Genomic DNA, 10,695 nt, shown 5'->3' with positions numbered 1-10,695 from the left:
AGGTAAACCGCGTGCACAGGATTTACGACTGCTTCGCAGCCGAACGCAGCCTCGCGCTGCTCGGCAGCTGCTACACGGCGCGTTCCTGAGGCGTGGCGGCGAGCAAGTCACGATTCTGCGTCTGCCCTGTTTCGTAGAAGGCCTTGAGATTCTCGGCAATCTGGCGCACGACGTTGCTGAACGCCTTCGCCAGCAACCATTCCACCAGTCGGCCACCGCGCAGGCTGTAGTTCATTTGGGTGGTGATGCGTGTCGTGTCACCCTCGGCCTGCAAGGCATAACTGAAGCTGGCCTCGCGGAACGGGAAGGGCGCGCCGCTACTGGCGCGGTGCAGAATCAGTACGAAACCCGCACCTTCCTGCCATTGCACCACGCTCTCGTCCAGCCACTGACCTCCTTTGCGGAACACCCGGCGGCTGGCGCCAACCCCTTCACGTGCGCCGGGATGAAACTGGCAACTGGTCAACCCCGGTACGTAATGCGGGGCGAGGCTCAGGTCGCGCAGTTTGGCCCATGCGGCTTGTGGGGTGAGGTCGAGCAGGACGCTGTGGCTGGCAATCGCGGGCATGCTGGAATTCCTCTTGTTCAATTGGTGTGTGCCGCATCTAGAAACGCCGGGCGTTCGCCACCGCCGTGCACGGTGATGTCCGCGCCGCTGACATAACGTGCCAGCGTTGATGCCAGGTAAAGACAGGTATCGCCGATGTCTTCCGGAGCCGCCAGGCGTTGCAGCGGGATGGTCGCCGCCACCCGGGCAATGCCCGCCTGATCGCCATAATGCATGGCCGCCTGCTCGGTGAGAATCAACCCGGCCGTCACAGCGTTGACCCGCACCTTGGGCGCCCATTCCACCGCCAGTGAACCGGTCAGGTTCAGCAGCCCGGCCTTGGCCGCACCATAGGCGGCAGTGCCCGGCGAGGGGCGGGTCGCGCTGACGCTGCAAATATTGATGATTGCGCCACCCTCGGCTTGCGCCTGCATCACCTGATTGGCCTGCTGACAGAGATTCAGCGGCGCCAACAAGTTGAGGCGGATGATCGCTTCGCTAAAGCGCGGCGAGGCACTGGCCGCGTCGGCATTCGGTGAACCGCCGGCATTGTTGACCAATACATCGAGGCGACCGAAACGCTCGACGATACTATCGATCAACCGCCCGGACTGCTCGACATCCCGCAGGTCGCAGGGCAGAAACAGCGCCTCGCGTCCAGCGCTGGCAGGCAGGGTGTCCGGTGTTTCGCGACCGCAGATCACCACGTCGGCACCACAGTCGAGAAAACGCTGACTGATGCCGCGACCGACTCCTTTGCCACCGCCGGTGACCAGTACCACTTTGCCGCGAAAGTCCATCGGATCAAGCATGGGATGCCTCGTTTTGTCGCTCGGGAATGCTGTCGATGCTAGGTGCGTAGCACCCATAGGCCAACGTCCGAAAAGACTAGGGCAGCGTAGTCCTGTCGGACGATGTTGTTTGCCCGGGTGCTCGGAATAATCCGGCGACAACAACAGGCCGGGAGGACACCTTATGGACGCATCAGCGCAAGGGCACTTCGTTACGCTGCCAGAAGGTTTGCAGCTGCACTACTTGGATATCAGCGGGCAGGACATCGGCAGCCGCGAGCCGGTGATTTTCATTCACGGCAGCGGGCCGGGCGCCAGCGGTCACAGCAATTTCAAGCAGAACTACCCGGTGTTTGCCGCGGCAGGCTACCGGACCATCGTCCCGGACCTGCCGGGTTATGGTGCTTCAGATAAGCCAGACACCCTCTACACCCTGGACTTCTTTGTCGACGCCTTGAGCGGTTTGCTCGATGCCCTGGATATCCAGCGCTGCGTGCTGGTGGGCAATTCTCTGGGCGGTGCGATCGCGATCAAACTGGCCCTCGACCAACCGCAGCGGGTCAGCCGGCTGGTGCTGATGGCGCCCGGCGGCCTGATGGAAAAAGAACAGTATTACTTGCAGATGGAAGGCATCCAGAAAATGGGTGCGGCCTTCGCCAAGGGTGAACTGCACGATGCGAGCGGAATGCGCCGGCTGCTGGCGCTGCAACTGTTCGATGAGTCCTTGATCAGCGACGAAACGGTCAATGAGCGCGTCGCCGTGGTGCGACAGCAACCGGTCTGCGTGTTGTCGACCATGCAAGTACCGAACATGACTTCGCGCCTCGGCGAGTTACAGTGTCCGATCCTCGGTTTCTGGGGCATGAACGACAAATTCTGCCCAGTGTCTGGCGCACAAACGATGATGCAACACTGCCAGAACATTCGCTTTGTACTGCTCAGCGAATGCGGGCATTGGGTGATGGTCGAGCACCGTGAACTGTTCAACCGTGAGTGCCTGGCGTTCTTTGAGGAGGCTCGCTCATGAGTGAACAACTGCGCCATCAATACGGCGAAGAGCTGTATCAGGCGTTGCTGAGCGGCACCACCCTGGCGCCGCTGACCGAGCGCTGGCCGGCGATCAGCATCGAAGATGCTTACCATATTTCCCTCTACAGCATCGAACGCCGGGTGGCCGCCGGTGACCGGATTGTCGGCAAGAAAATCGGCGTGACGTCGGCGGCAGTCCAGCAAATGCTCAACGTGCATCAGCCGGATTTTGGCTTCATCACCCGGCAGATGTCGTTCGCCAATGACGCGCAAATCTCCCTCGCCGCGAACAAGCTGATCCAGCCGCGCGCCGAGGGCGAGATTGCCTTCAAGCTCAAGCACGATCTGATCGGCCCCGGTGTTACCGAAGCCGACGTGCTGGAAGCGACCGAGTATGTGACGCCGTGCTTCGAGATCGTCGACTCACGGATTCATGACTGGCGGATCCGCATACAAGACACCGTCGCCGACAATGCCTCTTGCGGTGTGTTCGTGCTGGGTGATGTTCAGGTCGATCCACGGACGCTGGATTTGCCCAACTTGCGCATGCGTGTGTTCAAGAACGGTGAACTCCTCAGCGAGGGGCTGGGTTCGGCGGTGCAGGGTAATCCGCTGACGGCCGTGGCCTGGCTGGCCAACACCCTGGGTGCTTTCGGTATTCCGTTCAAGGCCGGGGAAATCATTCTCTCAGGCTCTTTGGTGCCGCTGGAGCCTGCGCGTGCGGGCGACCGTTTTGAATTGACTATCGATGGCCTGGGTAGTGCCCAGGTGTCCTTCTGCGCCTGACCTGTGGGGTTTAACCGGATGAGCAAGAAACTCAGAGCGGCCATTATCGGCCCGGGCAATATCGGCACTGACCTGCTGATGAAAATGTATCGATCGGAATGGATCGAGCCGGTCTGGATGGTCGGCGTCGACCCCCAATCCGAGGGCCTTAAACGCGCCCGTGAATTGGGCGTGAAAACCACGGCCGAAGGCGTCGACGGGCTGCTGCCCCATGTGCTCGACGATGATATTCGCATCGCCTTCGATGCCACCTCGGCGTACGTACACGCGGAAAACAGCCGCAAGCTCAACGCGCTGGGGGTGATCATGATTGATCTCACGCCAGCGGCCATCGGCCCGTTCTGCGTGCCGCCGGTCAATCTCAAGGAGCATGCGGCGACGTTGGCGATGAACGTCAACATGGTGACGTGCGGTGGCCAGGCGACCATTCCGATGGTCGCGGCAGTGTCACGGGTCCAGCCGGTGAGTTACGGCGAGATCGTCGCCACCGTGTCCTCCGGTTCGGTCGGCCCGGGCACTCGCCAGAACATCGACGAATTCACCCGCACCACGGCCGGTGCGGTGGAGAAGATCGGCGGCGCCCGACGCGGCAAGGCAATCATCGTCATCAACCCGGCCGAGCCACCGCTGATGATGCGCGACACCATCCACTGCCTGACGGATGACGAACCGAATCAGGACGCCATTCGCACCTCGGTGTTGCAGATGGTCAGGGAAGTGCAGCGCTATGTTCCCGGCTACAAGCTGATCAATGGCCCGGTGTTTGATGGGCACAAGGTGTCGATTTTCATCGAAGTCGAAGGTCTCGGCGACTTCCTGCCAAAGTCCGCCGGCAACCTCGACATCATGACCGCCGCGGGGCTGCGTACCGCCGAGATGTTCGCCGAAGAAGCCCACAAGGGCACCCTGCAACTGCCCGTCCGTTGAGTGGAGAATTGCCATGAATTTGCAAGGTAAGAGCGTCCGTCTGCACGACATGAGTCTGCGCGACGGCATGCATGCCAAACAGCATCAAATCAGCCTGGAACAGATGATCTCGGTAGCGACCGGTCTCGATGCAGCCGGCGTGCCGCTGATCGAAATCACCCACGGCGATGGCCTGGGCGGTGCATCGCTGAACTACGGTTTCCCCGCCCACAGCGACGAGGAGTACTTCGCGGCGGTGATCCCGCGTATTAAGCAGGCCAACGTCTCGGCGCTGTTGTTGCCGGGTATCGGCACTCTCGATCATTTGAGAATGGCCCATGAACACGGGGTGTCGACCATTCGTGTGGCCACCCACTGCACCGAGGCGGACGTCTCCGGCCAGCACATCGGTATGTCAGCGAAGATGGGCCTGGATACCGTCGGCTTTCTGATGATGGCGCACATGGTCAGCGCGGAGAAACTGCTGGAGCAGGCGCGGTTGATGGAGAGTTATGGGGCCAACTGCATTTACTGCACTGACTCGGCTGGCTACATGCTGCCTGATGAAGTCACCGAGAAAATCGCGGCATTGCGAGCTGGGCTCAATGCCGTGACGGAAGTCGGTTTTCACGGTCACCACAACATGGGCATGGCGATTGCCAATTCCCTTGCCGCGATCGAAGCGGGCGCCGCACGTATCGACGGATCGGTGGCGGGGCTGGGCGCGGGGGCGGGCAATACGCCGCTCGAAGTGTTTGTCGCGGTGCTTGAGCGGATGGGCGTCAACAGTGGCATCGACCTGTACCGGATCATGGACGTTGCCGAGGACCTGGTGGTGCCGATGATGGACCAGCCCATCCGCCTCGACCGCGATGCGCTGACCCTGGGTTACGCCGGGGTCTACAGTTCGTTCCTGTTGTTCGCCAAACGTGCCGAGCAAAAGTACGGCGTTGCCGCACGTGAGCTGCTGGTGGAATTGGGTCGACGCGGCACCGTCGGCGGTCAGGAAGACATGATCGAAGACCTGGCGCTGACCCTGTCACGTTCGCGGGGTGTCTTGCCAACCTGACGTTTGGGCAACAAAAAAACCACCGAACTGGCTTGCAGTTACGGTGGTTTTTTATGGGAGCAGATTACGCACCAGCGGGGGATAGCAATTGATGGCACTGGCCGAGCAACTGATGAGCGCTGTGGTCGGTCGATAGGCTTCATTCTTGAAGCGCTGACACAGGCTGGCGGTGCTGCCGGCGCAGACGATGATGAACAGGGCACAGGTGGCTTTTCGCATAGCGAGCCTCGAAACGGGTTTTATTGTTGTAGAGGCAAGGTATTGCGGCTGGCGGAACGTGGCTTCGTCCGAATGGACTACACAAGCCCCGTGGGCGCGGGGTCAGCCCGGATATTTGCGTACGACGTCGGTCCCCTGTGGGAGCGGGCTTGCTCGCGATTGCGGTGTGTCAGGCGACATCAATGTTGAATGTACTGGCCTCATTGCGAGCAAGCTCACTCCCACATTGGAGAGGGTCGGCCCGGGAATTTGCGTACCACCCCGACCCCCTGTGGGAGCGAGCTTGCTCGCGATGGCGGTGTGTCAGGCGACATCGATGTTGAATGTGCCGGCCTCATCGCGAGCAAGCTCGCTCCCACAGGTTTTGCGTGTGGCCAATGCCCCCATGGCCATGAACAGTGCAGCAATGGCTCGCGCTTCGTTGAGTTCGCCGCGGGCCACCAGGTCGGGGATCTGCGCCAGTGGCACGCGCAGGCATTCCAGCGGTTCGGGCTCGTCACCGACCAGTTGGCAGGGACTCAACTGTTCGGCCAGCACCACGCGGTAGCGATGGCACAGGTGACCCGGTGCCAGGGTCAGTTCGCCCAGTTCGCTGAGGCGTGCAGCGCGCATCCCGACTTCTTCGCAGAGTTCGCGTTGCGCCGCTTGCAGATAGTCTTCATGGGGTTCTGCGCCGCCCTTGGGCAGGCCGAGCACGGTTTTTTCGACACCGACCGCATATTCACGCACCAGCAATACATGCAGCGGATCGGGCATCGCCACCAGCATCACCGAGCGATAACCGGTGCCGCGCAGCCGTTCATAAACCCGCTGCTGGCCGTTGCTGAATTGCAGGTGCAAAGCTTCGATCTGAAAATAGCCGCTTTCAGCCAGCAATTCAGTCTTGAGGATAGTTGGACAGTTGCGCATGGTCAGGCCCCTGGTTGGGATAAAACCACTGTGCGCCCTGCCGGGATGGCCGCCATCGTCCGAGCGGACGAGGGCGGAGGTTGAACGCTAACCGAGGGTCGCCACGCTGCGCAGGATCAGCCGCACGAGCATGGTCTGGCGGGTCACGCCGGTCTTGGAGAAGGTTGACCGCAGGTGCGCCCGCGAGGTGTTGCGGCTGATGCCCAGTTCCTCGGAGGCTTCGTCGAGGGTCAGGCCGTTGGCCAACAACATGGCCAGTTGAGTTTCGGCCGGGGTGAAGTCGAACAGCGCGCGGACGATCTCCTGTGGCGCGGTGGACTGTTGCTCCGGGTCGCTGATGAAAATCACCACGGTGGGGCACTGTTTGCCTTCGCTCCAGTCCGATAGCGGCACCGAGCGCACGATGATCCCCAGGTCCGCCCGCCCGGACGGCCGTTGCACACGAAGCGCTTCGACCACCGACGGGTTGCTGCTTTTTTGCGAAAGCAGCGATTGTTTCACTAGGCGCCGGAACTCTTGAGTGTCACGGGCCGTACCGACTTGCAGGCCGTCGTTGACCAGTTTGATGCCGTCCTTTTCCTGGATCAGCCGATCGGCGACCTGGTTGGTTTGCAGCACTTTGCCAGCCTCGTCAAGGATGATCGTGCCGACCGCCAACTGATTCACCGCGCCGGCGTAGAGGTTGCGCTCGGCTTCGATGCGATTGAGCTGCATGTGGATCTTGATCGAGCGTTCCAGGTGCGGGATGAAATGCGTCAGCAAGGCTTTTTCTTCGTTGCCGAAGGCCTTGTCATCGCGTCCGCGACTGATGCGGATACGGCACTGGGCGCCGTCGCAGGTGTTGATGTCGGCGCCGAGTATGTGGAACACATCCACCGGTTCGAGGAAATTCTTGTAGAACTCCGAGTGCTGCCAATCGTCGTTGGACACGAACTCGGCAAGGGTCACCACCTGGCGGTTGGGCAGGTCGACAAACGGGTCTAGGGTGAAAAAGTGTTTGTTGTACGACGCGGTCGCCTCGGTCGACGTACCGGTGGTGTTGACCATCAAGCCATCCACATGCGCGCTTGGCGGACGCAGGATGAAGGTCACGTACTTGCTTTCCAGGTAGACGTTGAGCTGGTTGAGAAAGGTCGCCCAGGGAATGGTTTCCAGCGGTCCCTGATAGAGGTTGCCGATCAAATCACTGAACGTATCGAGGCTGAGGCTCTGCTGCATAGGGAAAACCGTTCTTATTATTAGCGTTGGCGGTGGCCGAGAATAAGCGCCGATATCGACACCTTGCAACGCTCGGGCTCAAGGCCTGACGGGCGGCTGCCGGTCAGGCGCAGGGAGCGCGAAAGGCCGCTGTGTTCAGACCCGTTCGCTGGCGCGCACGACGAACCGTTTTTGTACCAGCACGTCGGCCGAGAGCGCCGCGATGTCGGTGTAGAACTGCTCGTACCAGCGGCGCAGTTGATAGACCGGTCCATCGCCATCACACAGCAACGGGTTGTCGACGCGGGTCTTGCTGTGCCAGATCGTCACGTCTTCGTAGAAAGCTTCCTGTGCCTGTTGCACATAGGCCTTGGCCATTGCCTGATTCTGTTCTTCGCTCAGCCCCGGAATCTTTTTCACCAGCACGCCGTAGCGCAGGGTGAAGCTGTCGAGGTCGACCGGCACATGGCAGTTGAGCAGGATTGAATGGATAGGCTGACCGTTCATGGCGCCGGTCATTTCGGTGATCTGGTAGGCCGGGCCGAAGTAGGTGGCCACGGTGCTCAACGCGCTGTCGCCGGACAAGCGCTCGCTGCGGGCGCTCATGATCTGGGTGGCCAGGTGACCTTCGAAGACGTTGCTGAATTCCTCGACGGGGGCGCCATGCACCGTGCCGAAGTGCGCCATGTCAGCGACGTTGTCGATCAGTTCGCGGCAGTTGGTGCCGATCTGCAATTCGGCGACTTTCCACGCGGCCCACTCGTCACTGAAGCAAGCGTCAATGCGCGGGATGCGTTGCTCAGGGAGCGGCGGGTTGCCTTCCGGGTCATTCCAGACGAACAGCAACTGGTTTTCTTCCATGAGTGGCCAGCTTTTGAGTCGGGCCCGTGGCGGAATGCGTTTGGCGTAAGGAATGTCATCGCAGACACCATCGGCACCCCAGCGCCAGGCGTGGAACGGGCAGCGAATCGAGTTGCCTTCAACGCAACCGGTACTGAGGTCGGCGCCCATATGCGGGCAATAGCCATCCAGAATATGCAGCTCGCCGTCTTCGCCCTGAAAGGCCACCAGCCGGGTGCCGAACACCTCCAGACGATGGGCCTTGCCGTCGCGGTATTGGACGGCCAGGCCCAGACAATGCCAGCCACGGGCGTAGCGGTCTTCCAGCAGTTTGGCTTCGATGCGGTGCAAGGTACTCATCTTATTATTCTCCCAGGGTTCACGGGTTTGGCGCCTGTCACGGATTCTGCCGCCCCTGTAGAAGCGGGCATCGTCTGAATGGACGATGGCCGGTTTACGCCCGCCCGCTCTACTGACGCCATTGGACCCAGTGCAGGAGTTGGCGATGAGCAATGAACAAGGGCCGGTCGCGGTGATTACCGGGGCTGCCAGTGGAATTGGCCGGGGTTTGGCCGAGCATGCGGCAAGGCTGGGGATGCGCCTGGTGCTGGCCGATCTCGATGGGCCGGGGTTGCAAGCGCTGTGCGATGAACTACAGACGAGCGGTGCGCAGGCGATTGCTTGCGTCACGGATGTTGGCGATCTGGCGCAAGTCGAGCGCTTGCGCGATATCGCCCTCGAGCACTTTGGCGGGGTTGATCTGCTGTTCAACAATGCCGGAGTGATGCAGACCGGCTACAGCTGGGAAATCACTGCACAGCAATGGCAACGGATGCTCAACGTCAACCTCAGCGGTGTGATCAATGGCATTCGCAGTTTCGTGCCGCTGTTTTTGCGCCAGGGGCGGGCGGCCCATGTGATCAACACGGCGTCCCTCGCGGGCTTGCTCAGCAGCCCGTTGATGGCGCCTTACAACGTGACCAAGCAGGCAGTGGTCGCACTCTCGGAAACCCTGCACTACGAATTGAGCATGCTCGGTGTGCCGATATCGGTCTCGGTAGTGTGCCCAGGGCCGGTGGCCAGTGAAATCATGGCGTCGAATCAAGTGGTGGACGCGGCCGGTTCGTCATTCAGTCAATTGCTCGATAGCAGCATCCGCCAAGGCATGACGCCGAGCGAGCTGGCGGAGCAGGTGTTCGCCGCCATCGCCGAAAAACGCTTCTGGGTCTTCCCTCACAAAGGTTTCAAACCGGCGCTGGAGCGACGTGTGCAAAGCATCCTGGAAGAAACCAATCCGCAGTTTCAAATGACCGATGTAGGGGGAGATTCCCATGCCGCTCGATAAGCAGATCGTCGCAGTGCTCCAGCAGTTTCGCGACCTGCCGGAGCCGGATTTCAGCCAGCTCGATGCCAAGCAATATCGGCAGTTTTCCGACAACCTGCTGCCCGCCATCCCCGGCGACCCGATGATCGAAGTGCGTCACCTGCGGGTCGCGGGCGCGGCGGGCGAGCTGGATGCGCGGCTGTACCGGCCACTGGAGCAGGACAACCTGCCGCTGTTGGTGTTCTTCCACGGAGGCGGTTTTGTCATGGGCAACCTCGACACCCATGACAACCTCTGCCGTTCACTTGCCAGTTTGACGGAGGCGGTGGTGGTGTCGGTCGCCTACAGACTGGCGCCGGAAAACAAATTCCCGGCGGCACCACTCGATTGTTATGCGGCCACCTGCTGGCTTGTCGAGCATGCGTCTGAACTGGGCGTTGATGGCAACCGGCTCGGCTTGGCCGGGGACAGCGCCGGGGGCAACCTGGCGCTCGCCGTGAGTCGGCTGGCGGCGCAACGTCAGGGGCCGAAAATCAGTCATCAGTGCCTGTTTTACCCGGTCACCGACGCCCGTTGCGACAGTCAGTCTTATGAGGATTTTGCCGAGGGCTATTTCCTCACCGGTGCGATGATGTACTGGTTTTGGCAGCAGTACCTGCAGGATGCCGATCAAGGGGATGATCCCTTGGCCTCGCCGTTGCGCGCCGACCGGTTGGCGGACTTGCCGCCGACCACCCTGATCAGCGCCGAGTTTGATCCTTTGCGGGATGAGGGCGAGGCGTTTGCCTTGCGTCTGCGGGAAGCCGGCGTGGCGGTGCGCGTGCAGCGCTGCGAGGGCATGATTCACGGTTTTATCAGCATGGCGCCGTTTGTCGAGCGCGCTGCGCAAGCCTTGTCCGATGCCGCGGCAGACCTGCGTAGGGCGCTATCTGAAGCAAACACATAACCTGTGGGAGTGAGCCTGTCGCGAAAGCGGAGTTACCCGCGACGTAGATGTTGATTGTGCCGGCCCCTTCGCGAGCAGGCTCGCTCCCACAAGGGATTTAGGGTGTTCACAGGCTTTGTGTTTTCCGACGAT

The 10,695-nt window shown here is 61.1% G+C and carries 12 protein-coding genes; 6 read left to right on the top strand and 6 right to left on the bottom strand.

From position 1 onward, the window contains the following. Nucleotides 1–70: 70 nt before the first annotated feature. Together MO767_RS30435 and MO767_RS30430 are read right to left on the bottom strand one after the other, a co-directional pair. Nucleotides 71–568, bottom strand: a complete 498-nt coding sequence (locus MO767_RS30435) for an SRPBCC family protein (RefSeq protein ID WP_282483554.1) — start codon at nucleotides 566–568, stop codon at nucleotides 71–73. Between the two features lie 17 nt (nucleotides 569–585). Then, on the bottom strand, nucleotides 586–1,359 hold the full coding sequence (locus MO767_RS30430; protein ID WP_282483553.1) for an SDR family oxidoreductase: 774 nt from the start codon (nucleotides 1,357–1,359) through the stop codon (nucleotides 586–588). Nucleotides 1,360–1,522: 163 nt separating this feature from the next. Here MO767_RS30430 and MO767_RS30425 point away from each other — a divergent pair, with 163 nt between their 5' ends. The 4 genes from MO767_RS30425 to dmpG are packed head-to-tail and all read left to right on the top strand — an operon-like array spanning nucleotide 1,523 to nucleotide 5,128. Then, a complete protein-coding gene (locus tag MO767_RS30425) occupies nucleotides 1,523–2,365 on the top strand; it encodes an alpha/beta fold hydrolase (protein ID WP_282483552.1) in 843 nt (280 codons plus the stop codon). Next, nucleotides 2,362–3,153: a fumarylacetoacetate hydrolase family protein gene (locus MO767_RS30420; RefSeq protein WP_282483551.1), complete on the top strand. Its 792-nt coding sequence runs from the start codon at nucleotides 2,362–2,364 to the stop codon at nucleotides 3,151–3,153. Before MO767_RS30425 ends, MO767_RS30420 begins: the two co-directional genes overlap by 4 nt. An 18-nt stretch (nucleotides 3,154–3,171) precedes the next feature. After that, nucleotides 3,172–4,080, top strand: a complete 909-nt coding sequence (locus MO767_RS30415) for an acetaldehyde dehydrogenase (acetylating) (protein ID WP_282483550.1) — start codon at nucleotides 3,172–3,174, stop codon at nucleotides 4,078–4,080. A 13-nt stretch (nucleotides 4,081–4,093) separates the two neighbouring features. Continuing rightward, the gene (gene dmpG, locus MO767_RS30410) at nucleotides 4,094–5,128 is read left to right on the top strand and encodes a 4-hydroxy-2-oxovalerate aldolase (RefSeq protein ID WP_282483549.1); all 1,035 of its coding nucleotides are present in this window, start codon (nucleotides 4,094–4,096) and stop codon (nucleotides 5,126–5,128) included. Nucleotides 5,129–5,179: 51 nt separating this feature from the next. Here the strand turns inward: dmpG and MO767_RS30405 are convergent, their stop codons facing one another. From MO767_RS30405 to MO767_RS30390, 4 genes are all read right to left on the bottom strand, one after another. Further along, a complete protein-coding gene (locus MO767_RS30405) occupies nucleotides 5,180–5,347 on the bottom strand; it encodes a hypothetical protein (RefSeq protein ID WP_282483548.1) in 168 nt (55 codons plus the stop codon). A gap of 303 nt (nucleotides 5,348–5,650) precedes the next feature. Next, nucleotides 5,651–6,256 (bottom strand): ADP compounds hydrolase NudE, encoded by a 606-nt coding sequence (nudE, locus tag MO767_RS30400; protein WP_282483547.1) that lies wholly within the window; start codon nucleotides 6,254–6,256, stop codon nucleotides 5,651–5,653. An 87-nt stretch (nucleotides 6,257–6,343) separates the two neighbouring features. Beyond that, the gene (locus tag MO767_RS30395) at nucleotides 6,344–7,474 is read right to left on the bottom strand and encodes a LuxR C-terminal-related transcriptional regulator (RefSeq protein WP_046054842.1); all 1,131 of its coding nucleotides are present in this window, start codon (nucleotides 7,472–7,474) and stop codon (nucleotides 6,344–6,346) included. 135 nt (nucleotides 7,475–7,609) lie between these two features. Continuing rightward, on the bottom strand, nucleotides 7,610–8,653 hold the full coding sequence (locus MO767_RS30390; RefSeq protein WP_282483546.1) for a Rieske 2Fe-2S domain-containing protein: 1,044 nt from the start codon (nucleotides 8,651–8,653) through the stop codon (nucleotides 7,610–7,612). Nucleotides 8,654–8,798: 145 nt separating this feature from the next. Here MO767_RS30390 and MO767_RS30385 point away from each other — a divergent pair, with 145 nt between their 5' ends. Together MO767_RS30385 and MO767_RS30380 are read left to right on the top strand one after the other, a co-directional pair. Further along, nucleotides 8,799–9,638, top strand: coding sequence for an SDR family NAD(P)-dependent oxidoreductase (locus tag MO767_RS30385; protein WP_282483545.1), 840 nt, complete (start codon nucleotides 8,799–8,801; stop codon nucleotides 9,636–9,638). Beyond that, a complete protein-coding gene (locus MO767_RS30380; protein ID WP_282483544.1) occupies nucleotides 9,625–10,563 on the top strand; it encodes an alpha/beta hydrolase in 939 nt (312 codons plus the stop codon). The genes MO767_RS30385 and MO767_RS30380 overlap by 14 nt, the downstream gene beginning before the upstream one ends. The last annotated feature ends 132 nt before the right edge of the window (nucleotides 10,564–10,695 follow it).

This window comes from Pseudomonas sp. UYIF39, assembly GCF_029963765.1.
Classification (GTDB): Bacteria; Pseudomonadota; Gammaproteobacteria; order Pseudomonadales; family Pseudomonadaceae; genus Aquipseudomonas.
This window is presented reverse-complemented; position numbering and strand designations above follow the sequence as displayed.